The 25,501-nt window shown below is 31.3% G+C and carries 21 protein-coding genes and 1 tRNA gene; 15 read left to right on the forward strand and 7 right to left on the reverse strand.

Annotation, left to right across the window (positions count from 1 at the left end):
* Nucleotides 1-37: 37 nt before the first annotated feature.
* From NLJ00_RS18690 to NLJ00_RS18725, 8 genes are all read left to right on the forward strand, one after another.
* The gene (locus NLJ00_RS18690; protein WP_256634942.1) at nucleotides 38-802 is read left to right on the forward strand and encodes a helix-turn-helix domain-containing protein; all 765 of its coding nucleotides are present in this window, start codon (nucleotides 38-40) and stop codon (nucleotides 800-802) included.
* A 61-nt stretch (nucleotides 803-863) separates the two neighbouring features.
* Nucleotides 864-1,982: an FAD-dependent oxidoreductase gene (locus NLJ00_RS18695; protein WP_256634943.1), complete on the forward strand. Its 1,119-nt coding sequence runs from the start codon at nucleotides 864-866 to the stop codon at nucleotides 1,980-1,982.
* Between the two features lie 74 nt (nucleotides 1,983-2,056).
* Entirely contained in the window at nucleotides 2,057-2,470 is a 414-nt protein-coding gene (locus tag NLJ00_RS18700; protein WP_053473215.1) for a VOC family protein, read from the forward strand.
* 48 nt (nucleotides 2,471-2,518) lie between these two features.
* The gene (locus NLJ00_RS18705; RefSeq protein ID WP_256634944.1) at nucleotides 2,519-3,748 is read left to right on the forward strand and encodes a hypothetical protein; all 1,230 of its coding nucleotides are present in this window, start codon (nucleotides 2,519-2,521) and stop codon (nucleotides 3,746-3,748) included.
* Between the two features lie 9 nt (nucleotides 3,749-3,757).
* Nucleotides 3,758-4,540, forward strand: a complete 783-nt coding sequence (locus NLJ00_RS18710) for an alpha-ketoglutarate-dependent dioxygenase AlkB (protein WP_256634945.1) — start codon at nucleotides 3,758-3,760, stop codon at nucleotides 4,538-4,540.
* 20 nt (nucleotides 4,541-4,560) lie between these two features.
* Nucleotides 4,561-5,103, forward strand: coding sequence for a helix-turn-helix domain-containing protein (locus NLJ00_RS18715; protein ID WP_256634946.1), 543 nt, complete (start codon nucleotides 4,561-4,563; stop codon nucleotides 5,101-5,103).
* An 87-nt stretch (nucleotides 5,104-5,190) separates the two neighbouring features.
* Nucleotides 5,191-6,120: a hypothetical protein gene (locus tag NLJ00_RS18720; RefSeq protein ID WP_256634947.1), complete on the forward strand. Its 930-nt coding sequence runs from the start codon at nucleotides 5,191-5,193 to the stop codon at nucleotides 6,118-6,120.
* 57 nt (nucleotides 6,121-6,177) lie between these two features.
* Nucleotides 6,178-6,537: a nuclear transport factor 2 family protein gene (locus tag NLJ00_RS18725; RefSeq protein WP_256634948.1), complete on the forward strand. Its 360-nt coding sequence runs from the start codon at nucleotides 6,178-6,180 to the stop codon at nucleotides 6,535-6,537.
* 61 nt (nucleotides 6,538-6,598) lie between these two features.
* On the opposite strand, the gene NLJ00_RS18730 is transcribed toward NLJ00_RS18725, so the two are convergent.
* From NLJ00_RS18730 to NLJ00_RS18745, 4 genes are all read right to left on the reverse strand, one after another.
* Nucleotides 6,599-6,994 (reverse strand): VOC family protein, encoded by a 396-nt coding sequence (locus tag NLJ00_RS18730; RefSeq protein ID WP_256634949.1) that lies wholly within the window; start codon nucleotides 6,992-6,994, stop codon nucleotides 6,599-6,601.
* 200 nt (nucleotides 6,995-7,194) lie between these two features.
* Nucleotides 7,195-7,725 carry a DinB family protein gene (locus NLJ00_RS18735; RefSeq protein WP_256634950.1) on the reverse strand — a complete coding sequence of 177 codons (531 nt, stop codon included), beginning with the start codon at nucleotides 7,723-7,725 and terminating at the stop codon, nucleotides 7,195-7,197.
* Nucleotides 7,726-7,783: 58 nt separating this feature from the next.
* Complete coding sequence (locus tag NLJ00_RS18740) at nucleotides 7,784-8,626, reverse strand: helix-turn-helix domain-containing protein (RefSeq protein WP_408611581.1); 843 nt, start codon at nucleotides 8,624-8,626, stop codon at nucleotides 7,784-7,786.
* A gap of 240 nt (nucleotides 8,627-8,866) precedes the next feature.
* Nucleotides 8,867-8,944 (reverse strand) — tRNA-Val (locus NLJ00_RS18745).
* Between the two features lie 267 nt (nucleotides 8,945-9,211).
* On the opposite strand from NLJ00_RS18745, the gene NLJ00_RS18750 reads away from it, so the two are divergent.
* Nucleotides 9,212-10,996, forward strand: a complete 1,785-nt coding sequence (locus NLJ00_RS18750) for an ABC transporter ATP-binding protein (RefSeq protein ID WP_256634952.1) — start codon at nucleotides 9,212-9,214, stop codon at nucleotides 10,994-10,996.
* A gap of 457 nt (nucleotides 10,997-11,453) precedes the next feature.
* Here NLJ00_RS18750 and NLJ00_RS18755 read toward each other — a convergent pair whose 3' ends face one another.
* On the reverse strand, nucleotides 11,454-12,623 hold the full coding sequence (locus NLJ00_RS18755; protein ID WP_053473225.1) for a proline dehydrogenase family protein: 1,170 nt from the start codon (nucleotides 12,621-12,623) through the stop codon (nucleotides 11,454-11,456).
* A 159-nt stretch (nucleotides 12,624-12,782) separates the two neighbouring features.
* On the opposite strand from NLJ00_RS18755, the gene NLJ00_RS18760 reads away from it, so the two are divergent.
* From NLJ00_RS18760 to recQ, 6 genes are all read left to right on the forward strand, one after another.
* Nucleotides 12,783-15,491, forward strand: a complete 2,709-nt coding sequence (locus NLJ00_RS18760) for an O-antigen ligase family protein (RefSeq protein ID WP_256634953.1) — start codon at nucleotides 12,783-12,785, stop codon at nucleotides 15,489-15,491.
* 118 nt (nucleotides 15,492-15,609) lie between these two features.
* Nucleotides 15,610-16,677: a 3-dehydroquinate synthase gene (gene aroB, locus NLJ00_RS18765; RefSeq protein WP_053473262.1), complete on the forward strand. Its 1,068-nt coding sequence runs from the start codon at nucleotides 15,610-15,612 to the stop codon at nucleotides 16,675-16,677.
* Between the two features lie 299 nt (nucleotides 16,678-16,976).
* A complete protein-coding gene (locus NLJ00_RS18770; protein ID WP_053473228.1) occupies nucleotides 16,977-18,380 on the forward strand; it encodes a type III PLP-dependent enzyme domain-containing protein in 1,404 nt (467 codons plus the stop codon).
* 109 nt (nucleotides 18,381-18,489) lie between these two features.
* Nucleotides 18,490-19,458: a deoxyhypusine synthase family protein gene (locus NLJ00_RS18775; RefSeq protein ID WP_053473229.1), complete on the forward strand. Its 969-nt coding sequence runs from the start codon at nucleotides 18,490-18,492 to the stop codon at nucleotides 19,456-19,458.
* A gap of 9 nt (nucleotides 19,459-19,467) precedes the next feature.
* Nucleotides 19,468-19,878, forward strand: coding sequence for a DNA primase (locus tag NLJ00_RS18780; RefSeq protein WP_256634954.1), 411 nt, complete (start codon nucleotides 19,468-19,470; stop codon nucleotides 19,876-19,878).
* A 135-nt stretch (nucleotides 19,879-20,013) separates the two neighbouring features.
* Nucleotides 20,014-22,134: a DNA helicase RecQ gene (gene recQ / locus NLJ00_RS18785; RefSeq protein WP_256634955.1), complete on the forward strand. Its 2,121-nt coding sequence runs from the start codon at nucleotides 20,014-20,016 to the stop codon at nucleotides 22,132-22,134.
* A gap of 231 nt (nucleotides 22,135-22,365) precedes the next feature.
* Here recQ and NLJ00_RS18790 read toward each other — a convergent pair whose 3' ends face one another.
* Nucleotides 22,366-22,881, reverse strand: a complete 516-nt coding sequence (locus tag NLJ00_RS18790) for a DinB family protein (protein ID WP_256634956.1) — start codon at nucleotides 22,879-22,881, stop codon at nucleotides 22,366-22,368.
* 30 nt (nucleotides 22,882-22,911) lie between these two features.
* Complete coding sequence (locus NLJ00_RS18795; protein ID WP_180861840.1) at nucleotides 22,912-25,497, reverse strand: phosphoenolpyruvate carboxylase; 2,586 nt, start codon at nucleotides 25,495-25,497, stop codon at nucleotides 22,912-22,914.
* Nucleotides 25,498-25,501: the final 4 nt, after the last annotated feature.

Consider the following 25,501-nt stretch of genomic DNA (forward strand, 5'->3'; position numbering starts at 1 on the left):
AATAAATAGTACTTTTGAATTACTTATTAAAAGTAAAATGACTTTATTAATTCAATCAGCTTTACCGGATAATTCTATTTCGCATTTTGTTCACAGCTTTTGGATGCTTGAAAACAATACGGGAAAAGAAATTCCGTCAACTATTTTGCCCAACGCAATGGTTGATTTTGCGGTTATGAATTCAAATGCTGATAATTGGGAAAAAACGATTCGGGGTTTAGATACAATTCCGAGTCAGATTATAATTCCTATTGGAACAAAAATGTTTTCTATTGGTTTTAAATTGCTTGCCGTTGAATATTTATTTGGAGATTCTATCAAAGATGTTTTAAATGATGACAAAATTATTTCAGACGAAATATGGAAATTTGAAGCTGAGGATTTGAATACTTTTGAGCACTTTTGTAATAAAGCAACCCAAATAATAAACAGCATTATAACACCTGATATTGATAACCGAAAAAAGAAACTATTTGAACTTATTTATTCTTCAAAAGGATCGATAAGCGTTAAGGAACTATCTGAAAACGTGTTTTGGAGCACCCGCCAGATTAATCGTTACTTCAATCAGCAATTTGGTATTTCGTTAAAAGCTTACTGCAATATTCTGCGCTTTGGTTCTTCATTTAAACCTATCAGCGAAGGCATACTTTTTCCCGATCAAAACTTTACAGATCAAAATCATTTTATCAAAGAAATCAAGAAATACTCTGGTGTTACGCCCAAAGAATTGAGTAAAAATAAAGACAATCGTTTTATGGATATCGTGGCAATTAAAAAAATGAATACCAAAAACGACTGATTTTTACTATTTCATCTCCTACAGTCTTCTCAATTTTGTAACCTAATTAAACAATAAAATTATGTTACTTACAAATAAAAAAATAGCCATTATTGGCGCAGGCCCGGTTGGTTTAACAATGGCAAGATTATTACAGCAAAACGGAATTGATGTTACGGTTTACGAAAGAGATAAAGACCCAAAAGCAAGAATTTGGGGCGGAACGCTCGATTTACATAAAGGTTCCGGTCAGGACGCAATGCAGAAAGCGGGATTACTTGAAACGTATTATAAAATGGCGATCCCAATGGGGAGAATTATGACTGATTATAAAGGAAATGTATTGTTTAGTAAAGAAACTACTGAAGAAGAACAATACGACGCTCCTGAAATAAACCGAAATGATTTAAGAACATTATTGATTGACAGCTTAAAAGAAAACACGGTTGTTTGGGATAGAAAACTAACTGAAATTGAGGAACAAAACGGAAAATGGTTTTTGTCTTTTGAAAACGGAAAAACGGCAATAGCTGATTTTGTTATTGGTGCAAATGGCGGAATGACTTCTATTAGAAAATATATTACAGATGCCGAAGTTGAACTTACGGGAACGTATATGATTCAAGGCGAAGTTTCTGCATCAGAAGCAAAATCTCTCGGTTTTTATGATCTGTGCGGTGATAAAATTTTGATGACTTCTAACAATGGTAATTTATTGGTTGCCAATCCTAAAAATAATAATGCCTTAAGTTATAATGTTATTTTTAAGATGCCTGAAACGTTAGAAATTGATTTTCAAAATATAGAAAACGTCAAAGTATTTCTTTTAAATAAACTTTCTGATTGGGGAGAATCGTATAAAGAATTATTTCGCGCCACTTCTTTCTTTACCGGATTGCCTACTAAAAAGATATCTGTAGAAAAGGCATGGAAAAATAACCGCCCCTTGCCTATTACACTTATTGGAGATGCTGCACATTTAATGCCTCCTTTTGCGGGACAAGGAGCTAATATAGGGCTTCTGGATGCATTAATTTTATCAGAAAATCTATTAAATGGAGAATTTCAAACAATAGAGAGTGCTATAGAAAATTACGAAGAAAGAATGTTTGTTTATGCAAAAGAAGCGCAGCAACAAACCAGAGAAAATGAAATAGAAATGCTTAAAACGGATTTTACTTTTCTAAAATTTGTTGATTGAAATTTTACCTTTTGTGATGAAAATAATTTTATCTTAGTCAAAGAAAACGAACTTTATAACTAAAAGCTAAAAATATGTCAGACTCACAAAATCAACCAGATGATACAACTCCAAAAGTTACTGGAATTGGCGGTATTTTCTTTTTTCTTGAAAATCCGAAGGAAACTAAAGATTGGTATGCTAAAAATTTAGGATTAGAAATCAATGATTGGGGTTCGGCAAGTTTTGAATCCAGGAATCTTGATAAACCAGAGCAGATAGAATCAACACAATGGTGCCCTTTTAAGAAAGGCGATGAATATTTCTCTCCATCAAAAAAAGATTTCATGGTGAATTACCGTGTTCAAAACATTGAAGGTCTTGTAGAAAAACTTAAAGCAAATGGCGTAACGGTTCTTGATGAAATTGAAAGCTATGATTATGGCAAATTTGTGCATATAATGGATACAGAAGGCAATAAAATTGAGCTTTGGGAACCGGTTTATTAATATTTTCTGCATATAAATTCTTTAAGCCTAATCATATTTAAATAAAAAATGACCAAACCGCATACCGAAAATAGTATTTCAAAAGATAAAAATATACTTCTTGTTTTACAAGACACAATCGACACATCATCAGAACTTGGATATTTAGTTTCTAATTTCTGTGGAAAAGTTATTAAGGATATTTCAGAGATTAATACTTCTTTAAACAATAAAACAATTTATGCCTTTGGTGATATTAGCCAACTTAAAAATGTTAATGATACTTACTTTGTAATTAAAGAGTTTTCTGTTAATTATGAAGGCTTTGCAAGTTCAAATATCAAATTTGTAGAACTTGGACAAGTTCCTATTTTGGTGAGTAACGCCGGGGTTTATTTTAGGGAAATGTTTATTGGAAATGGTTATTTCAATAAAATCAAATCGGAGCATTTGTTTCAAAATTTAACAGAATCTAACAAAGGATCAAAAGCATTAAGAACCGGAATTTATTTAAGCGAAATTTTAAAAGAAAAAACTGCAGATAAAGAAATACTGCATTTTAATCTTTTAAGATGTTCTAGCAATTTCACAGGTCCAACAGATAATTTTAGAGAAACAGATCATACTGTAATGAAAGCTTTAAACGATGCTATTAAACAGACTTTTGAAGAAGAAACAAAGGTTAATCATGTCTTGGTTCAGATTTATGAAAATAAAGTAAAATCAGATGAAAATTATAAGGAAGTAAAATCGAAAATAAAAGCACATTCTGATAAAACCAAGGATATGCCAAAAGAAGGAATTATTGCTTTTTGTACTTTCTATGATACTAGCAACTTTGATAAGCTTAAACTTTCTAAAAAAGACAGATACGATTGGTGTTACAAAGAGACAAGCGGATTAACGAGGCTTCATTTTAAGTTAAAAAATACAGTTACTGATGCTTCTTTTGAAAAAGAATTCAGCGTTACTTTATATCCAAATTCAGCTTTTATAATCCCACTTTCAACAAATAGATTATATACGCATGAAATTAGGCCTTCGTCGTTAAACGTTGACCAAATCCCAATTAGAATGGGATATGTTGCCCGATGCTCGAATCTGGAAGCAGTTTACACGGAAAATCAAACTTATATAAAAGAAAACGGAGGGTTAATCAAACTGGAAGAAATGACAGAAGAAACAATGATCACTTTGCGAGATTCTTATTATGAAGAAAATATGACCGTAAAGAACATTGAATACGGAAAAGTTCATTTTAGTATGAATGCTGGTGATTATGAAAAGCCAATATATTAATTTCCTAAAATGAAAGACTTTCAAAAGATTATCCTTCCATTCGAAAATAATTTATTTAATGAACTGCTGCATTCTGCTGATTTTGAAATCACAGGAAAAGGCAGACTCGGAAATCATTTAGTTGATGTTAAAGATAATGGTGTGCCAATAGTAAGAACAACTACGATTTATAATATTCCGGCTAACCAATTTTCTGCATTACATCAATCCATAATAGCTAGTTTAAATGCTGAAATTGAAAAGAATAACATAGATAATTTACCCAAAGTTGATTTTAATAATGCATTAATTGAAGTTTACGATTCAAGTTATGCTACGATGAAATATCATTCAGATCAGGCTTTAGATCTGGAAGAAGGCTCTTGTATTGGGCTTTTTAGCTGTTATGAAAATCCGGAAGAACTGTCTGAAAGAAACTTAAGAAAGCTTAAAGTAAAAGATAAAGCGACAGATGAAGAATTTGATATTGTTTTAAATCATAATTCTGTTGTTTTATTTCCGTTGTCGGCAAACACGGCATTTCTTCATAAAATTATATTAGAAGCTGTGCCAAAACAAAAAACATCCGAAGCAAATAAATGGCTGGGAATTACTTTTAGAAAATCCAAAACCTTTATTCAGTTTGATGATAATAAACCTAGATTTTCTAACGGAGAATTATTAGAATTGGCAAATGAAGATCAAAAATCAGAATTTTATAAATTGAGAGGACAGGAAAATTTTACTATGGATTTTACTTATCCAAAATTATCGTATACGCTGAGTATTAGTGATACTATGCCTCCGAAATAATAGTTTAAACAATTAATTAAATGAAAACAAAAGTTCAAATATTGAGAGAAGAAAAACATCTGACTCAGACTGAGCTTGCTGAAAAATCAGGGCTTTCATTGCGAACAATACAAAGAATTGAAGCGGGAAATATTCCAAAAGGTTTTACGCTCAAAGCTTTGGCCAAATCATTTGAAGTTCAACCCGAAGATTTAATTTCAGATTTACAAGATACTCCAGAAATTAAACGGGCTAAACTCATTAATTTTTCTGCTTTGTCTTCTCTGGTTATTCCATTTGGAAATATTATTTTTCCATCTATTTTGACGTATAAATCGAAAGAACCAAAAGCAAAAGAATTAGGAAAAAGTATTTTGACAGTGCAGATTATTTACACTTTTGTTCTAGGAACTTTGATGCTTATAAGTCCGTTTATTCAGAAAGCATTTTCACTGAATTTTCCACTGTTTATTGTCTTCTTAGTGTTGTTAAAAGTTATAAATATTTATATAATTTTTAAAAATGGGATGAGTTTAACTCAAAAATCAGATTTATATATAAAACTGAAATACAGTATCTTATAATCAACGTCGTTAAATTGACGTAAAAAAGTCATATCCGTTTTTTGATTTAATCACATTACAATTCTCAATATTGCAAAAAAAATTGTAATGAAAATAATTAAAAAAATCGTGCTGGCTTTCGTAGCTCTTATTGTCCTTTCACTAATTGGCGGCTATTTTTATTTTGACAGAAAATTTAGTCCACCGGAAAACTATCTTAAGGTTTCGGGAAATGCAGAAAACGCTTCTGTAAAATGGGTTTCAGATGAAGGAAATCCATATGCCGCTCTTCTTTTGCCTGTTGAATTAAAAGGCATAAAAAAAACATTTTATATGCAGCTGGATTTTGGTTCGCCAATAACTGTTTTCTACAAAAAATCACTACAATCTGTTCAGGAAAAATTTCCTTCACAAATTGATTTTAAAGAAGATGTTTCATTAAACTTCAAAGTAAAGAATCTAAGTATTTCTTCTAAAAAATTTCAATTGTTAGATTATGGTAAAAAAGCTGATTTAGACAATCCAAATTCTGTCAATATTATAGGGACAATTGGAACCGATTTATTAGAAAAAAGAATAGTTTCATTGAATTTCATAAATAACACATGCTCATTTACAGAAAATGAAATTGAAACCGGATTTACAAAATTTGAATTTAAGAAACGTAAACTTCTTTTTCCTGCAAAAATTGAAAACCAAGATTTAAAATTGCTCTATGATTCTGGTACAAGTGGCTATGAATTGATTATAAATAAAGAAGAATGGCAAAAATACAAACTCAAAAACAGTAAATTAAAAGTAGAAAAAGGAAATTCCTGGGGAAATGTATTGACTGTGATTTCTGCTTCTGCAAATAAAAAAATGCAGTTTGGAGACACACAATTAAAAATTTCAGAAGTAACATATATTGAAGGGGTTTCAAAAATGCAGACTTTTTTAATGAAACGCTCCAGAATGCAGGGAATGATTGGAAATAAAATCTTTTTAAATCATAAATTGATTATTGACTGTAAAAATGAAAGGTTTAAGGTTGAGTGAGCTCCTTGTCTAAAGAATGTTTATATTAGCAGTAGAAATCAATCAAAAATCAATATAATGGCAAATCAACTAGAAGAAGTTATTGAAAAAGCATATTCTGCATTTAACGAAAGAAATATTGACAATGCATTATCGACAATGCAGGAAGATGTGCAGTGGTCAAAAGCCTGGGAAGGCGGTTACATAAGCGGACACGATGAAATCAAGCAATATTGGACAAGACAATGGACAGAAATAAACCCAAAAGTTAATCCAGTTGGTTTTACCGAAAGAGAAAACGGAAGTCTGGAAGTCAAAGTGCACCAAAATGTAAAAGATTTACAAGGCAATTTAATGTTCGACGGATTGGTAAAACATGTTTATACTTTCCAGGACGGACTTATAAAAACTATGGATATTGAACTGGTTGAGAATTAATCAAGTGAATAATTAAAAAAGTTCCATTATTTTTTAGTGGAGCTTTTTCATTTCTGTATAATCACATTCCCGGCCAATATAAAAAATTGAATTTATGACCATCAGGATCGGTAAAACCAAAGGTGTAACCTACTTCAAAATCTTCAGCTTCGGAGAAAATTGTGCCGCCAGCTTTTTTAACTTTCTCAAGCCAAAGATCTACTTCTTCCCTGCTGTCTGCAGATAAAGAAAAAATAGTTTCGTTTTCGATTTTAGTATTAGCTAAATTGCCTCTTAGAGCATTTTCAAATCTTTTAGCAGTAAAAAAGTTTATTATAAAATGGTTTTCTGCAAAAATAAAACTTACCAGTTCATTTGTTTCTTTCCCGTTTTGCTTGAAACCTAATGCTGTATAAAATTGAATTGTTTTTTGTAAATCGTGAGTAACCAAGTTTCCCCAAATCATTCTAGTTTTCATAACTTCAGTTTTTTATAAATGTTTAATATAAAATAAAGTTAGGGAATTAAAATCAGCATTTGTAAAGCTTTTTATAAATAAACTCCAAAATCAAATGACTTTGGAGTTTTAAAATTCTGTGAAGTGTCTGAGACAGTAATCGAACACTTAATTCCAATCTTGACATTTTTTGATGATTAAAAACTTAAAAGTATTAGTTTTCAAGTCTGTTTAGTATCATCATTATAATCTACTATATCTTTTTTTTTGATAAAATAAGTTGCCAAATCAGTGTTAGAAAAATTAGTAAAGCCTATTTGTCGCAACATTGTTATTAATTGTCCTCGATGATAGGTGGCATGATTATTTTGATGTAGTACAGTTTGAGCAAATTCCATGCTCCATTCTTCGTCTCTTACGCTGAAAGAAATTATTTGTGTGTAATTTTCTTCTGGATAACCCTCAATAAAATTATCATAATCATCCATTGTTTTTTTCCAAATTTCAATCAATTCTTTTTTTGTCCCGGTGAAATTAGCTGAAAGAAAAACAGGATTAGGTGTGTTTTTCCAAAAATCGATCCAAACTTTTTTAGCACTAACAATGTGTGTTACTGTTTTTGCAACAGAATTAAAACTGCTTGTAATTTCTTTATCCCATTGTTCATCATTAATTTGTTCGAGCCATTTAATTATGCTGTTATCAACCCAATTACTATAGTTAGCAATTTCCATAAGATACCTTTTATTCATTTTTTTTGAGTTTAAATTTACTGCAAAAATAGAAGGCATTTATGTTGTAGAGTTATCGCTAATCATTCAAAAGCTGTTGAGTAACATTCAGATTTCTTTGCTGAAATTGTTTAGGACTAATGCCTTGAACTCGTTTAAAAGATTGTGAAAAACTTGAATGATTTTCATAGCCAACTTTGTAAAACACTTCACTTGGATTTTCGTTTTGCAACAATAACAATTTTGCCATTTCTATTTTTTGTTGCAGAAAGTATTGGCTTGGTACAAGATTGTAGATTTTTACAAATTTCCGCTTAAAAGTAGAAACACTTGTATGGCACAAGAAAGCCAATTCTTCTATTGTAAGATTGTTTGTTATATTTAGTTCAACGGCTCTTCGTATTTCAAAATTAGAATATTCTTCCAGATTTTTTGTGTGGAATGAAAGAATTTCATTCGGATATATTTCAAGAAGATGAAGCATTAGTTCTTCAAATTTCAATTCAAGCATTTTATTAGAAAATATTGCAGGTTTGGATTGGATAAGTTTAAGTGAAGTGATAAAATTTCTAATAAACTGGTCTTTTTCGAATATTGCAAATGGCTTAATTATTTTGTTGGGATTAGGTGAAATTTCGTTAATAATAGAAGCATATTTTACAAAAAAATTCTTTAAGGCTGTATTGCTAAAAAACAACATAGTGCTTCGATAATTATTGTTCACCGGAAGTTTTTCGGTCATTAAGCAATTTCCCGAAGAAAGTATCACAAATTGGTTGTTCGTAATATATATTTTATTATCAGAATAATATACAACTTTCTCGCCTTGTTCTAAAAATGAAACAAGGTTTTGTGGAAGAAAGATTTTATTTCTGGGTGTTTTTTGATATGAAATATAGTCGAATGTGCTAAATGTGTCCATTTTAGATTTTCATGTCTGTTTGTGAATTTATCCTACTGTTGACTAACGTATTTCGACTTTGTATTCTGTCGCAATTTGAAGGTGAAACGTTTAGCTAATATACAAATTTCAACCGTAGAAAATATTTTTGAATTTTGAACTTCAACGCGCCTGATATTAAATATGAGGTTAGTACTATAGAGGAAACATAAATTAAAAATATAGACATAAAAAAACTCCTTAATTTCTTAAGGAGTTTCTTGGTGGGCGATGAGGGGTTCGAACCCCCGACCCCCTCGGTGTAAACGAGGTGCTCTGAACCAGCTGAGCTAATCGCCCTATTTTACTAGGCTGCTATCATTTCGTGATTGCGAGTGCAAATATACAGCTAGAATTTGTATTTGCAAGTATATTTCAAAAAAAATCTAATATTTTTTTCATGCGTTTATTTAGCAACCTATTTTTCAGCTTCTTAAAAAAGAAATAAAATTTCCGGTTTTCTTATAATTTAGTTAAAAAACGAAATCTGGATCTCTAATTATTAATATTGCTTTGTAATCTTTTGCTATAGTCATACATTTGCATACCTAAAAACAGTATATTCTAATGGCTAGATATAAAGAAAACGATTTACCTAAATCAAAAATTACAGCTACTTCTCTTAACAAAGCAAAAACAATATTTACATACGCAGGAAACCACAAATGGAAATTTTTCATCGGATTAATTTTTCTGCTTTTAACTGGCGCTACTGCCCTTGCCTTTCCTAAATTAATGGGAATGCTTGTAGATTGTGTAAAAAACAAAAATAACGACGAAGCTAACAAAATAGCTTTAGGATTGATTGTAATTCTTTTTTTACAGTCATTTTTTTCTTTCTTCAGATTATCATTGTTCGTAAATTTCACCGAAAATACACTTGCAAACCTGCGTTTAGCTTTGTATACTAATTTGGTAAAACTGCCTATGACTTTCTTCTCTCAAAAACGAGTTGGAGAATTAAACAGCCGTATCAGCGCCGATATTACACAAATTCAGGATACTTTAACCACAACAATTGCTGAGTTTTTACGTCAGTTTATCTTAATTATTGGTGGTGTAATTTTATTAGCTACAGAAAGTTTAAAATTGACTTTATTAATGCTTTCAGTTGTGCCTTTAGTTGCTATTGCAGCAGTAGTTTTTGGAAGATTTATTAGAAAATATTCTAAAAAAGTACAAGATCAGGTTGCAGAAAGTCAGGTAATTGTTGAAGAAACGATGCAGGGAATCAGCATTGTAAAAGCTTTTGCTAATGAATGGTACGAAATTGCTCGTTATAAAGGTAAAATTAGCGATGTTGTAAAACTGGCTATTAAAGGCGGTAAATACCGTGGTTATTTTGCTTCATTTATTATTTTCTGTTTATTTGGCGCAATTGTAGCCGTGGTTTGGTTTGGTGTTCGATTGAGTATTGCCGGCGAAATGAGCGTTGGGCAATTAATTTCATTTGTATTGTATTCTACTTTTGTTGGTGCTTCATTTGGTGGAATTGCCGAGTTATATGCCCAAATCCAGAAAGCAATTGGAGCTACAGAACGTGTTTTTGAATTATTAGACGAAAGTCCGGAGAAAATAAATTCAGATTCAAATACAACGCAGGAAAAAATAAAAGGAAACGTAACCTTTAATAATGTTGCTTTCAGCTATCCAACACGTCAGGAAATTCAGGTATTGAAAAATGTGAATTTCTCTGCAGAATTTGGACAAAAAATAGCAATTGTAGGTCCAAGTGGTGCAGGAAAGTCTACTATTTCTTCTCTCCTATTACGTTTTTACGATATAACTTCGGGAGAAATTACTGTTGACGGGAAAAACATTTATGATTATGATTTAGAAGCGCTTCGCGGAAATATGAGTATTGTTCCGCAGGATGTTATCCTTTTTGGCGGAACTATCAGAGAAAATATCGCTTACGGAAAACCAGATGCTTCTGATGAAGAAATAATATTAGCAGCAAAACAAGCGAATGCATTCAACTTTGTAGACGGTTTCCCAGAGAAATTTGAAACTTTGGTTGGAGAACGAGGCGTTAAATTATCTGGCGGACAGCGTCAGCGTATTGCAATAGCAAGAGCTTTACTTAAAAACCCAAGTATCTTAATATTAGACGAAGCAACTTCATCTCTAGACAGCGAAAGCGAAAAACTGGTTCAGGAAGCTTTAGAAGTATTAATGGAAGGAAGAACAAGTATTATCATTGCTCATCGCCTTTCGACGATTAGAAATGCAGACAAAATTTTAGTTCTGGATAACGGAAAAATTTCAGAAGAAGGAACGCATCAGGAATTAATAAATCTGGAAAACGGAATTTATAAAAACTTAAGCAATCTACAGTTTAGTAATTCTTAAATAAATTTCAATTTAAAAATTTCAAATTTCAATTATAATGCAAACCCGACAGGTTTTTAAAACCTGTCGGGTTTGATTTTTTTTTGGATATGAACATGTTAAACCGGACTGAAGTCCAGCTCTACAATATAATTTATTCCTTCGGAACTACCTAAGAGCCTTTGAATCGATCCATATTGTAGTTAAACTGGACTAAAGTCCAGCTCTACAATATAATTTGTTCCTTCGGAACTACTTAAGAGCCTTTGGCTCGATCCATATTGTAGTTAACTGGACTAAAGTCCAACTCTACAACATAATTTGTTCCTTTGGAACTATAAAAAGAGCCTCTGGCTCGATCCATATTGTAGGGCTGGACTTTAGTCCAGTTTATATAAAGAATTAAGATAAAACAAAAAAGCTCCAATTAAAATTGGAGCTTTTTTTATGTGTAACTGTAAACTGAGACTGAAAACTATTATTTCCCTTTTCTACGTTTACGTTCAGCTTTAATCATAGATAATTCGCGGCTTGTTTGTCCTGCTACAGAAGTATTTTCTTCGGCACGGCGAATTAAATATGGCATAACATCTTTTACAGGTCCAAACGGAAGATATTTTGCTACATTATAACCGTTTTCTGCTAAGTTGTAACTAATATTATCGCTCATACCGTATAATTGTCCAAACCAAATTCTTTTATCGTTTTTAGCAATTCCTTTTTCAGCCATCATTTCCATTAGTTTATAAGAGCTCAATTCGTTATGAGTTCCAGCAAAAATGGACATTGTTTCTAAATGCTCTAACATATAGTGAACAGCAGCATCATAATTAATATCTGTTGCCTCTTTAGAAACACAAATTGGCGAAACATATCCTTTTTCTTCTGCTCTTTTGTTTTCTTTTTCCATGTAAGCGCCACGAACCAATTTCATTCCAATAAAGAAACCTTCGGCCTTAGCCACTTCATGCAATTTTTTCAAATAATCCAAACGATCCCAACGGTACATTTGTAAAGTGTTGAATACAATCGCTTTTTCTTTATTGTATTTACGCATCATATCCGTAACTAACTCATCGGCAGCATCCTGCATCCAGCTTTCTTCACCGTCAATTAATAATGCTACGTCTTTTTTATGGGCTTCACTACAAACCTGATCAAAACGATTTACAACTCTATTCCATTCTTCTTGTTCTGCTGGACTTAAAGTTTGTTTTTCTCCTAATTTCTCATACAATTCAAAACGCCCTAAACCTGTTGGTTTAAATACTGCAAACGGGATCGCTAAACGTTCTTTTGCAAATTCAATAGTTTTTAAGGTCATTTCTAAAGCCGCATCAAACTGTGCTTCTTCTTCTTTTCCTTCTACTGAATAATCTAATACAGATGAAACGCCTTTGGTAAACATTTTATCTACTACGGTTAAACAGTCATCTTCATTTACTCCGCCGCAAAAATGATCAAAAACCGTTGCACGAATCAATCCTTCAACCGGAAGATGTGCTTTGATTGCAAAATTTGTAACAGCAGTTCCAATACGTACTAAAGGCTCACTATCAATCATTTTAAAAAGAAAATAAGCCCTGTCAAGTTCTGTATCACTTTTAAGTGAAAAAGCAACCTGAGTGTTATCGAATATTTTTTCCATTAAGTTTAGTTTTTGTGCAAAGATATAGACTGTTTTGAATATTATTTACGAAATCGTATGATATTTTTTGATATCTTTAAACCTCTTAAAAATATTCTTTGTTTTAAAAGTAGGATTTTACTTTAATTTTTACGTAATTTTGCAAAAAAATGAAAACGTATGAATACTCAACAAATTGATAGTATTATAAGTGAAGTAAAAGGAAAATATTCTATTCCTAATTTTATAGTTCTCCTTTTTATCTCTTCGTTATTAATAATTGACTTTTTGCCATATTTTAAAAGTGTAGAAATCATTAATCCACAGTTTTTATACCTTTCAGTAATTAACGTAATTATTACTGTTTATTTTTACTGTAATCCTTCTTTGATTGCTGCAGATATTTGGCCCACTTTTAAGAGAAGTTATATTTTTAAATTGTATTTAGCCTTCCTTTTCTTTTGTGCTATATCTTATTTTGTTGCAAAAAACACCTCATTAGTGTTTACAAAATTTACAGAAATAGTAATTGTATTCTGCTTATTTATAAACCTTTCTATTCTTTTAAAAAATAAATTAGATCTCCTTTATAAAATTATATTCATTGTAAGCATTAGTGCGTTAATTCAATCCTGGCAACAGCTTTGCCATTTTATTATTATTCCGCGTCATGCTTCAATTATGGATTTATTAAGTGGGATAAAAGGAAATACAGGAAATATAAATATTTTGGCGGCCAGTCTAACTATTAAAGTTCCTTTTTTATTGCTGGGCATAACTCATTTTACTACATACAAAAAGTGGTTTTTAGTTTTTATCTTATTTTCGGTCACTTCAGTTATTTTCTTAACGGGAGCCAGAACACCGCTTATTAACTTATTTCTGATCTATTTAATTTATATTATTTATCTCCTAAAAGAATTCTCATTTAAAAGAACAACGGTTTCTAAAATTTTATTCTTAATAATTCCGATATTAACTGCAATATTATTTGCAAACTCAATATTTCAAAAATCAAAGCATAAAGGGAGATATGTTTCCTTAGAAAATAGAGTAAGCCAGATAAACACAAAAGATGAATCTTCAAAAGCAAGGTTAATATTTTGGAATAATGCTCTCAAGATGAGCAAAAAAAATCCAATTATAGGAATTGGTTTAGGGAATTATCAAGTTGAGTCAATTCCTTATGAAAAAACAACTTCAAACGATTCGACGGTTTCTTTACACGCGCATAATGATTTTATTGAAATTTTAGCCGAAACAGGAATAATAAACGGCTTAATTTATCTTTCAATATTTATTGGTGTCTTTATTATAAATCTAAAAAGAATTCTAAAACCAAAAAACAAAGAATCCCAAACAATTGCTCTGTTAGCCTTATTGCTTTTAATTGTATACGGAATAGATTCATTCTTTAATTTCCCAATGTACAGACCTACGATGGCAATATTTTTCAGTTTAATTTTAGCCTTGACCTTAACTAATTCCGAAATAAATCAAATCGCATTACCAAATAAATTATTTTCACTAAAAGTTATAGCTCCAATTATAATTGTGGTATCAATACTAACAAGTTATTCTGCTTTTATAATATATAAAGCCTCAAATTTAGAGTACTTAATTGCTCGTGATGATATAAATGTGAACCTAAAAGGATTTCTTACTGGAGATCAGGTCGTAAATAAAATGGCTGCATACCCAAATACTTTTAGTAGTTCAGAATCATTTTATGAATATGCTGGAATTTATTATGTTCGTGAAAAACAATATAATAAAGCTTTAAAATGTTTCGCAAAAGCTAAAAAAATTAATGGCTATGCCGGACGTATTGAATTTTACAAACAAGTAATATCTAAACATAAAGGCGATATTGACAGTGCCTATATTTATGCTAAGCAGGCGTTTTATCTGCGTCCAAGAAATTATGACATATTTAAGACTTCAATTAATTTTGCCATTTCAAAAAGAGATACAAATGAAATAGTAAAACAACATAAATTGTTTTCTCAATACAGACCAATGCCTCAAACATGGGATCTTGCAGCCCGCGGGCTTAAATTTTCAGGTTATAATTATCAAAATTTACTTAAGTTTATTGATCAGGGATTGAAAAAATTTCCTGAGGATAGTACTTTAACAGCTCAAAAAAATCAACTCTTAATTACGAGTTACCTAACTGGAGGGCAGAATTTTGAGAATAAATCTGATTTGAATAATGCTCTCCAATCCTATGAAAAAGCTTTAAAGATTGATCCTAAAAATGTTTATGTATCACAAAATATAGGATTCAATTATTTAAAGCAAGGCCAAAACAAAAAAGCCATAAATGCTTTACTTGAAGCATTAAAATATCCTGGTTTAAATGGTGGAAAAACAGAGTTTTTCTTAGGTATTGCTTATTTAAAAGAAAATGATAAAACGAATGCTCTTAAATATTTTAATTTATCAAAAGATAAAAATTATCCTGCAGCCAAACAATTAATAGCGACGAGTCAAAATAATAATTTTGCAGATGAAGCAGCATTAAAAAAACGCAAAAATGATCTTTTGATTGCCGATTTAATTACGGAAGGACAAAATTTTGAAGAACAGAAAAAAATGGATGAAGCTTTGGAATCTTATCAAAAAGCTTTAAAAATTGATTCAAAAAACATTTACGCTGCACAAAATATTGGATTCTATTATTTAAAAGTTGGCCAGTCAAAAAAAGCGATCAATTACTTACTGAATGCCTTAAAATATCCCGGCTTAAATGGTGGGAAAACAGAATATTTCCTTGCAATTTGTTATTTAAAAGAAAATGACAAAACTAATGCGTGCAAATATTTAAATATATCAAAAAGCAAAAACTATTCTGATGCACAACAATTACTTAAGATGTGTGAATAGTTTCTGTTCTTTTAAACATTAATTTAAAATGATTCGTTTTTAAACAAATTAGGGTCAAAATTTGAATATATTTTAGTTAAAAATGCCTTATTTTGCGGTTTAAATTAACCGAAGAATTATGCAATCTATTCAAGCGAACAATTATCTCGTGCATTTTAACCAATATGCATACGAAGCTTTAAATAAACATTTAAAAGAAAATAAATACTCAAATATTTTTATTATTGTTGATACTGAGACAAATGAGTATTGCCTGCCAAAACTTTTACCTGTAATTGAAACAGATTTAAATATTGAAATTATTGAGTTTGAAGCAGGAGAAGCCAATAAAAATATAGAAACCTGTATTGAAATCTGGCATGTTTTAACAGAACTTGGGGCAGATAGAAAATCACTTATAATTAATCTTGGAGGCGGTGTTGTAACAGATTTAGGTGGTTTTGTAGCTTCAACTTTTAAAAGAGGAGTTGATTTTATAAATATTCCTACTACCCTATTATCTATGGTTGATGCTTCTGTGGGAGGAAAAACCGGAGTTGACTTAGGAAATCTTAAAAACCAGATTGGAGTTATAAATGTTCCACAAATGGTTTTAATCGATACCGAATATCTTGAAACTTTACCACAAAGTGAGATGCGTTCCGGACTTGCAGAAATGCTAAAACACGGTTTAATTTATGATGCAGCTTACTGGAAAGAATTTCTTGATCTGGGCGCTATTGATTATAATGCATTAGATCAATTGATTTACCGTTCGGTTGAAATTAAGAACGAAATCGTAATTCAGGACCCAACAGAAAAAAATATTCGTAAAGCACTTAATTTCGGACATACTCTTGGTCATGCCATTGAAAGCTACTTTTTAGAGAGTGAATCTAAAACAACTTTATTACATGGAGAAGCAATTGCTGTGGGAATGATCTTAGAAAGTTATATTTCCCTTCATAAAGATTTAATTACTTCCGAAGAATATTCTGAAATAAAAACGGCTATAAAAGCAATTTATGACGATGTAAAGTTTGAAGAAAATGACATCGATCCTATCCTGGAATTGCTTATTCATGACAAAAAAAATGAATACGGATTGATTCAATTTGCTTTAATTGAAGGAATCGGAAAGATAAAAATTAACCAATCCGTTGAAAATAAATTAATTCTAGCTGCGTTTCAAGATTATAAATCTTAAACTTTTTTTAATTAAAAGCATTGCTTTTGGTATATATTATTTTTTACATTTGCCACAATGAAAACAAACAATAAACAAAGACAATTCAGCTCTTACAGAAACCGCCTCAACAGTTCTTTACTTAGAATGTTGAATCGTTTTTATAATAGTAAAAGCCCGTTTTGTTTTGATGTTTTCCAATGTTCGAAAGCAGAACACGAAAAACTGCAAATTATATTTGCTAATATTAGAGTTTGAATTTTAAATTTAGAAGAAAATCACTAAATTTAATAATTACTACTTAAAATATTGAAATATAAATGAATACAAAATATTCGGACCTAATAAATCAAACCTATTACTTCCCTCAAGAAGAATTTAAACTAAGCAAAGACAACCTTCAGTTTCATAACATCGATTTGATGAAATTGGTTGAACAATATGGTACTCCATTAAAGTTTACTTATTTACCTCAAATTTCTGAAAACATCAATAAGGCAAAAGCCTGGTTCAGAAACGCAATGGAAAAGAATAAATACGAAGCAAAATATTACTATTGTTATTGTACAAAAAGCTCTCATTTTGAATACATTATGAATGAAGCTTTCAAGAATAACATTCACATTGAAACATCATCTGCTTTTGATGTTAATATTGTCGAGAATTTATTAGAAAATGGTAAAATCAACAAAAGTACTTATGTAATTTGTAATGGTTTTAAAAGAGACGAATACATTAATAATATTGCGAGATTAATTAATAACGGGCATAAAAACACTATTCCGATTATTGACAATTACGAAGAACTTGATTTACTTCAGGGAGAAATCAAAGGAAAATTCAAAATTGGAATCCGTATTGCTGCCGAAGAAGAGCCTAAATTTGAGTTTTATACTTCAAGATTAGGAATTGGTTATAAAAACATCGTATCGTTTTACAAAAAACAAATTCAGGAAAATGATAAATTAGAGCTTAAAATGCTTCACTTTTTCATTAATACCGGAATAAACGATACTTCATATTACTGGAACGAGCTTGTAAAATGTATTAAAGTATACATTGCACTTAAAAAGGAATGCCCTACTCTTGATGGTTTGAACATTGGAGGCGGTTTCCCAATTAAAAACTCGCTGGCATTTGAATATGATTATCAATATATGATTGATGAAATTATCAATCAAATTAAAATAGCTTGTGATGAAGCCGAAGTTGATGTTCCAAACATATTTACTGAATTTGGATCGTTTACTGTAGGTGAAAGCGGTGGAGCAATCTATCAGATTTTGTATCAAAAACAACAAAATGATAGAGAAAAATGGAACATGATCGATTCTTCTTTCATTACTACTCTTCCAGATACCTGGGCTATCAATAAACGTTTTATTATGCTGGCGATTAATCGCTGGAATGATACTTACGAGCGGGTTCTGTTAGGTGGATTGACTTGTGATAGTGATGATTATTACAATTCAGAACAAAATATGAACGCCATTTATCTGCCTAAATACAACAAAGAAAAGCCGTTATATATTGGTTTCTTTAATACTGGAGCATATCAGGAAACTATTGGAGGTTACGGAGGTTTGCACCACTGTTTGATTCCGCAGCCTAAACATATTTTGATAGATCGCGATGAAAATGGAATTCTTGCAACAGAAGTTTTCTCTGAACAACAGACTTCAGACGACGTATTAAAAATATTAGGTTACAAGAAAAAATTGTAAAAAAAAACTGTAAATTAATTAAGGTTAATAATTAGAAAATTATTAATTTGCATATATCCAAAAGGTTAAAAACTTTTAATTCAAAAAAAACAAAAAAACAAAAAACAAAATGAAAGGACCAATCAGTCAGTTTATTGAAAAACATTATTTACACTTTAATTCTGCTTCACTGGTAGATGCAGCCAAAGAATACGAACAACAATTAGCAAATGGATCTAAAATGTTGGTGAGTATGGCTGGTGCAATGAGTACAGCAGAAATTGGTAAAATTTTTGCGGAAATAATTAGACAAGATAAAGTACAAATTATTTCATGTACTGGAGCCAATCTAGAAGAAGATATCATGAATTTAGTAGCTCACTCTCACTACGAAAGAGTTCCTAATTACCGTGATTTGACACCAGAAGACGAATGGGCTTTACTGGAAAGAGGATTAAACCGTGTTACAGATACTTGTATTCCTGAACATGAGGCTTTTAGACGTTTGCAAAAACACATCTATAAAATCTGGAAAGATGCTGATGATAAAGGTGAACGTTATTTTCCACATGAATTCATGTACAAAATGTTATTATCAGGCGTTTTAGAAGAATATTATGAAATTGACTTAAAAGACAGCTGGATGTATGCTGCTGCTGAGAAAAATTTACCTATTATTGTTCCGGGATGGGAAGATAGTACAATGGGTAATATTTTTGCATCATATGTAATTAAAGGTGATTTGAAAGCATCTACAATGAAATCTGGTATCGAATACATGACTTTCCTTGCTGACTGGTATTCAAAAAACAGCCAAAATGGTATTGGATTCTTCCAAATTGGTGGTGGTATCGCTGGAGATTTCCCTATTTGCGTTGTGCCAATGTTATACCAGGATATGGAAATGCATGATGTTCCCTTCTGGAGCTATTTCTGCCAAATCTCTGATTCAACAACAAGTTACGGTTCTTATTCAGGGGCAGTTCCAAATGAAAAAATCACATGGGGTAAATTAGATATCAAAACCCCTAAATTTATTATAGAGTCGGATGCTACAATTGTTGCACCATTAATTTTTGCATATTTATTAGATTTATAGGATATTTTTATGAAAAGAGTTATAGTAGACTACGCCAAACTGACAAACGAAATTTTAAACCTTTTGGTTGAAAAATTTCCTGATGGTTATGATGATTCGGATGTTATCCGTTTTAGAAACGCTAAAAACGAATTAGTAGAAGCTGTTGAAGTTCGTACTGAAGACACTATTTATTTAGTAAAAATCAGTACTAAACTTGCTGACAGAATCGAAAATTATGATGAAGATGACGATATCGATCTTGATGTTGATACAATCGAGCCAGTTAAAGGTCTTGATCTTGATGATGATGCTGCAGATGATGATGACGATGATGACAATCTTGATAAACCAGACGTTGACGGTGGTGATGATGACGATGAAGACAGAGATCCAGACGATATTGCTGATGATGACGAAGATGAGGACGACGAAGATTAATCATTTACTTTTAAAATAAAGACAAAGGAACTCTATTTTGAGTTCCTTTTTTATTTATCCATACAAACAAATTATAAGAAAATTACTATATTTATATTTTAAGAAATATATTTAAAATATAAATTATTCGCCAATATGAAATCAGAATTACTACACGCCAAACTGAAAGAAAATTTCGGATTTGAAAAATTCAGGCCAAATCAGGAAACGATAATAAAAACTATTTTATCCGGACAGGATACTTTAGCAATTATGCCTACTGGCGGTGGAAAATCTATCTGTTTTCAGCTGCCAGCACTTATATTACCCGGAATAACTATTGTTATTTCGCCTTTAATTGCCTTGATGAAAGATCAGGTTGATAGTTTAAAAACAAACGGAATTGCCGCATGTTACATCAACAGCAGTCAATCATCTGAAGAACAGCAGTTTTATATCGATAATTTAAAATCAAATAATTTTAAACTCGTTTATATTGCTCCGGAGAGTTTATCTTACTTAGATAATGTTTTTAACAAATTAACAATCAGTTTAATTGCAATTGACGAAGCGCATTGTATTTCATCTTGGGGGCATGATTTTAGGCCGGCATATACCAATTTAGGATATTTAAAAAACCGCTTCCCTTCTACTCCTGTTTTAGCTTTGACTGCAACAGCCGATAAAGCAACACGTGCAGATATAACCAAACAGCTAAATTTAAAAAACCCAAAAACTTTTGTTGCTTCTTTTGATCGCGCAAATTTAAGCCTTGAAGTGCGACCAGCTTTAGATCGTGTAAAACAAATTATTGATTTTGTTGAAAATAAACCTAACGAATCAGGAATTATTTATTGCTTAAGCAGAAAAACTACAGAAGAACTTGCAGAGAAATTATCTAAAAACGGAATTGCTGCAAAAGCCTATCACGCAGGTTTAGATAATACAACACGAGCAAAAACTCAGGATCAGTTTATAAATGATGATTGTCAGGTTGTATGTGCTACAATTGCATTTGGAATGGGAATCGACAAATCAAATGTTCGCTGGGTAATTCATTATAATTTGCCTAAAAATATTGAAGGCTATTATCAGGAAATTGGGCGTGCAGGCCGCGATGGATTACCAGCTGAAACAGTTTTATTTGAAAGTTATGCAGATGTGATTCAGCTTCAAAAATTTGCTTCTGAAGGATTAAATTCTGATGTTCAGCTTGCCAAATTAGAACGAATGAAGCAATATGCAGACGCAGTAAGCTGCAGGCGAAAAATTCTTCTTTCTTATTTTGGAGAACTCGTTACAGAAAATTGCGGTAATTGCGATATTTGCAAAAATCCGCCAACATTTTTTGATGGAACGATTCTCGCGCAAAAAGCACTTTCGGCTATTACCAGATTACAGGAATCTGAACCTTTACCTGTGATTGTTGATTTTTTAAGAGGCTCAAAAAACGCATATATCTACGAAAAAAATTATCAAACGCTAAAAACGTACGGAATTGGAGCCGATATTTCCTGGTACGATTGGAATCAATATTTAATTCAGCTGATTAATCTAGGATATTGTGAAATTGCTTTTCATCAGCATAATAAAATTTTATTAACCCCTTTTGCAAAAAAAGTTTTGTTTGAGGGTGAAAAAGTAAAACTGACAACGGTTGTTAAGAAAGTAATTGATAAAAATGAAGTAAAACAAGAGAAAGCAAAAACTGCTGCTAAAAATTCTCTTTTTGAAACACTTCGAAAATTACGTTACGAAATTGCTCAGGAAGAAGAAGTTCCGGCCTATGTTATTTTCAGCGATGCTTCGCTAAGACACATGGAAATTTTAAGACCAATGAGCGATGAGGATTTCCTTGCTGTAGAAGGTGTTGGAAAAGCAAAACTTGAAAAATACGGGGCAGAATTCATTAAGGCGATTATTGAGTTTCAAAGAAATAAATCTGTCGTTAAGAAAGACAAAAAGGAAAGCACGTATGCTAAAACTTTAGAGTTGTTTCTAAATGGACTTTCTATTGAAGAAATCGCCGGACAAAGAAATCTGGGAGAAACCACAATTGTTTCTCATTTAGCTAAATTATATGTTGACGGAAACGATTTTGATTTAAGTCAGTTTGTTTCTGATAAAGAAATCATTGAAATTAAAAAAGCTCAATTAGAATTAGAAAATCCTAGCGCTTTACGACCTTACTACGAATACTTTGAAGAGAAAATGTCTTATGATAAAATTCGATTTGGATTGGCGTTTTTAGAGAGAAAGCATTTAATTGGTAAATAATATTCGCGTAGATGGCACGCGGATTTTACGGATTCGCTATCGCGAAGGCGTGGATTAATGCGATTTTTTTGTCATTTCGACGAAAGGAGAAATCGCACAAGTATTTCCTTATGGTGAATCGTAATCTTTGTCGAGTTTCTAGTGCGATTTCTCGTTTCTCGAAATGACAAAAACAAAAAATCCTGTGAAGTAAATTCACAGGATTTTTTTAGTATTTATAATTTTATGCTTTTACAAATATCTTTCTTCAAAAACTTTTTGATGATGTTTTTGATGTCCAATTATAACAAAACCCAAAGCTCGAACAGAAATTTGATTACCAGAAGCCGTTCCAAGTCTTTTAAGCTGATCTTCAGATAAACTTTTGTAAAATAATAAAGTTGAATGTCTTAAAGCAGAAAGTTCAGTTAATAAATCCTGAATACTTCTTTTATTTGATTCTGTATTATTTGCATAATCATCTTCTTCAAAACTAGGCAAAGGCGTTTTGTCATTTCTTGAAAATCTCAAAGCACGATAAGCAAAAATACGTTCAGTATCTATAATATGCTGAATGATATCCTTAATTGTCCACTTCCCTTCTGCGTAGCGATAATCAAATTTATCCATTGGAATATTTTGAACAAATCGGATAAAATCATGAAGAGAAATTTCTAATTCTTCGATTAATTTTCCATCGCCGGCTTCTCTGATATAAGTACCAAAATGACCTGAATATTCATTTTCTAGTAACTGACTTGCAATCATTTTTATAATTTTAAAGTTTACAAATTACGATTAAGCTGAATTTCTACTTGCATTTGTGTTTCCGAAAAGAGATCTTGTTACGATTTTTTCGTATACTTTGATTAGCTCTTCATTTGCAGAATTTTCTTTGTTCAATTCATTAATTTTCAACAATGCGTATTGTTGTATTGTCAACAAAGGCAATACAATACGCTCTCTTATTTGAATTGATGCTATACCATCAGGATAATTTTCCATTAAGGTTTTATGACCTGCAATTTTCAATAAAAGACGTTTTGTTTCAGAGAATTCGTCATAGATAATCTGCCAGAATTCACCAAATTCAGGATCTTTTCTCATGTATGCTGTTAACGGTAAAAATGATTTTGCCAATGACATCATACTGTTCTCCAACAATGTTTTAAAGAATAATGAATTGTGGTACAAATCACTTACTTTATCCCATTGTCCTGATTCTTCAAAATGTTTCAAAGCTGTTCCAACTCCAAAAAATCCTGGTACGTTTTGTTTTAACTGACTCCAGGAACCAACAAACGGAATCGCTCTTAAATCTGCAAAATCTAATGATTCAGATTTGCTTCTTTTTGAAGGGCGGCTTCCAATGTTAGTTTTAGAATAATATTTCAACGTACTCATTTTTTCCAAATAAGGAATAAATTTCGGGTGATTTTTAAAACTTAAATATTTATCATAACCCAAATTAGCTAATTGCGTCAGGATTTGAGTTTCTTCTGGAGTTAACTCATTTTTTTCTTTACCAAAAACCTGATTAGTTACACCGGCACTTAATAGGTTTTCAATATTAAAACGGCAAGAATCTAAAGTTCCAAAATTAGAACTAATCGTTTGCCCTTGTACCGTAATCTGAATTTCTTTATTTTCAATTTTTGGTCCTAAAGAAGCGTAAAATTTGTGTGTTTTACCACCACCACGCGCAGGAGGTCCGCCGCGTCCGTCAAAGAAAATAGCTTTAATTCCGTATTTTCTTGAAATTTCAGTCAGCGAAATTTTAGCCTGATAAATACTCCAGTTAGCCATTAAATAACCACCGTCTTTTGTACCATCAGAGAAACCAAGCATAATGGTCTGTTCGTTTCCTCTTGATTTTAAATGCTTAGAATATTCAGGATTGGTATACAATTGCTCCATAATTTGATGCGCATTTTGCAAATCATCTACAGACTCAAAAAGCGGAATAATGTCAACAGTTGGATTTTCCCAATTATTCAAACGAATCATCGCAAAAGTTTCCATTACGTTTAGGGCACTTTCGTTATTACTAATAATATAACGATTGGCTCCTTCTTCACCATTATTTTCCTGAATGGTTTTTATTGCCTGAACAGATTCTAAAGTCGACCTTGTAATTTCGTTTTCAAAATCAGCAGGATTTAAGTTTCCTTTTATCTTTGATAAAACATCGATTTTTTGATCTTCTGTCAATTCATAATAATTTTTCGGAAAAGTATCTGAACCTGAGTTTAAGTAATAATTCACAACATCTTTGAATACAGCATTGTGAATTTTACTATTCTGACGAATATCTAAAGTTGCAAAATGGAATCCGAATAAATTGATTTTTACCAAAAGAGCTTCTAATTCGTCTAAATATAAAGATTGATGTTTTTCAATAATGATAGTACGAATTGTATTCAGCTGTGTCAATAATTCATCTAAAGTGATAAAAATTTCACCTTTAGAATAAAATACTGAACGATAAAGTTTATGTTCAAGATCAGACACTAAAGTATCTACGCCTGAGAAAGTTAGCTTTCTTTTTAAATTTCTCATTTCAACATAATAACACTTCAAAATTGAAGTTCGTAAACGATCTGCAACTTTCAGTGTAATCTCTGTTGTAACGAATGGATTTCCGTCACGGTCACCTCCCGGCCAGAATCCTAATTTTATTAATTGGTTCTGAATTTGATTTCCGTCATTAATATTTTTCTGTAAATAATGTACAATTTCTCCCGCTGTAGCATAGAATACATTTTCAAGATACCAAATCAAACTAACGGCTTCATCGTAAGGGTTTGGTTTTTCATGCTGAATAAAAGGTGTTTTTCCCAGCTGTGCTAATAATTGTTTGATCTGCAATAAATCGTTTTGACGAATTGCTTCGGTCAAATCGTTTATAATTCCTAAAACAGGGCCAGGATAAAACTGAGTTGGATGCGCTGTTAAAACCGTACGAACATTGAAATTTTCTAAAAAATTAACTAATTCATCGTCTTTTTCTTTTGCATCTGATTTTTCTTTGATATCACGCAAAGATCCACGACCTTCCATATTGTTAACTTCAGGAAAAGCAGCATCTTCAATAGCGTCAAACAATACAATCTGACGTTCTATATATTGGATAAATCGAAACATTAAGTCGATTTTTTCCGTTTCTGAAGCATTATTCAGGAACTTATTTGAAAAGAAATCAAAAATTTCTTTTGGGGTTTCCTGTTTTTTAAATCCCGTTTCGCAGGTTTCTGTAAATAACGGCAGTAAAACACCTGTATTATCAATAGAGTCAAATGGTAATGTTATGAAAACACTATTGTAAATATGGTATTTAGAGAGAACGTCTTTGTTAAAACGCTCTATTTTTGGCAACGTGTACATAAAT

It is taken from the genome of Flavobacterium panici (assembly GCF_024499525.1).
GTDB lineage: Bacteria > Bacteroidota > Bacteroidia > Flavobacteriales > Flavobacteriaceae > Flavobacterium > Flavobacterium panici.

What these genes read in the sequence shown, in the direction of transcription:
- NLJ00_RS18775 (WP_053473229.1), top strand. Translation starts at nt 18,490, where the DNA reads ATGAAAGGACCAATCAGTCAGTTTATTGAAAAACATTATTTACACTTT.
- NLJ00_RS18750 (WP_256634952.1), top strand. Translation starts at nt 9,212, where the DNA reads ATGGCTAGATATAAAGAAAACGATTTACCTAAATCAAAAATTACAGCT.
- NLJ00_RS18740 (WP_408611581.1), bottom strand. Translation starts at nt 8,626, where the DNA reads ATGGACACATTTAGCACATTCGACTATATTTCATATCAAAAAACACCC.
- NLJ00_RS18795 (WP_180861840.1), bottom strand. Translation starts at nt 25,497, where the DNA reads ATGTACACGTTGCCAAAAATAGAGCGTTTTAACAAAGACGTTCTCTCT.
- NLJ00_RS18705 (WP_256634944.1), top strand. Translation starts at nt 2,519, where the DNA reads ATGACCAAACCGCATACCGAAAATAGTATTTCAAAAGATAAAAATATA.
- NLJ00_RS18725 (WP_256634948.1), top strand. Translation starts at nt 6,178, where the DNA reads ATGGCAAATCAACTAGAAGAAGTTATTGAAAAAGCATATTCTGCATTT.
- NLJ00_RS18695 (WP_256634943.1), top strand. Translation starts at nt 864, where the DNA reads ATGTTACTTACAAATAAAAAAATAGCCATTATTGGCGCAGGCCCGGTT.
- NLJ00_RS18700 (WP_053473215.1), top strand. Translation starts at nt 2,057, where the DNA reads ATGTCAGACTCACAAAATCAACCAGATGATACAACTCCAAAAGTTACT.
- NLJ00_RS18755 (WP_053473225.1), bottom strand. Translation starts at nt 12,623, where the DNA reads ATGGAAAAAATATTCGATAACACTCAGGTTGCTTTTTCACTTAAAAGT.
- NLJ00_RS18710 (WP_256634945.1), top strand. Translation starts at nt 3,758, where the DNA reads ATGAAAGACTTTCAAAAGATTATCCTTCCATTCGAAAATAATTTATTT.
- NLJ00_RS18735 (WP_256634950.1), bottom strand. Translation starts at nt 7,725, where the DNA reads ATGAATAAAAGGTATCTTATGGAAATTGCTAACTATAGTAATTGGGTT.
- NLJ00_RS18715 (WP_256634946.1), top strand. Translation starts at nt 4,561, where the DNA reads ATGAAAACAAAAGTTCAAATATTGAGAGAAGAAAAACATCTGACTCAG.
- aroB (WP_053473262.1), top strand. Translation starts at nt 15,610, where the DNA reads ATGCAATCTATTCAAGCGAACAATTATCTCGTGCATTTTAACCAATAT.
- recQ (WP_256634955.1), top strand. Translation starts at nt 20,014, where the DNA reads ATGAAATCAGAATTACTACACGCCAAACTGAAAGAAAATTTCGGATTT.
- NLJ00_RS18790 (WP_256634956.1), bottom strand. Translation starts at nt 22,881, where the DNA reads ATGATTGCAAGTCAGTTACTAGAAAATGAATATTCAGGTCATTTTGGT.
- NLJ00_RS18780 (WP_256634954.1), top strand. Translation starts at nt 19,468, where the DNA reads ATGAAAAGAGTTATAGTAGACTACGCCAAACTGACAAACGAAATTTTA.
- NLJ00_RS18730 (WP_256634949.1), bottom strand. Translation starts at nt 6,994, where the DNA reads ATGAAAACTAGAATGATTTGGGGAAACTTGGTTACTCACGATTTACAA.
- NLJ00_RS18770 (WP_053473228.1), top strand. Translation starts at nt 16,977, where the DNA reads ATGAATACAAAATATTCGGACCTAATAAATCAAACCTATTACTTCCCT.
- NLJ00_RS18720 (WP_256634947.1), top strand. Translation starts at nt 5,191, where the DNA reads ATGAAAATAATTAAAAAAATCGTGCTGGCTTTCGTAGCTCTTATTGTC.
- NLJ00_RS18760 (WP_256634953.1), top strand. Translation starts at nt 12,783, where the DNA reads ATGAATACTCAACAAATTGATAGTATTATAAGTGAAGTAAAAGGAAAA.
- NLJ00_RS18690 (WP_256634942.1), top strand. Translation starts at nt 38, where the DNA reads ATGACTTTATTAATTCAATCAGCTTTACCGGATAATTCTATTTCGCAT.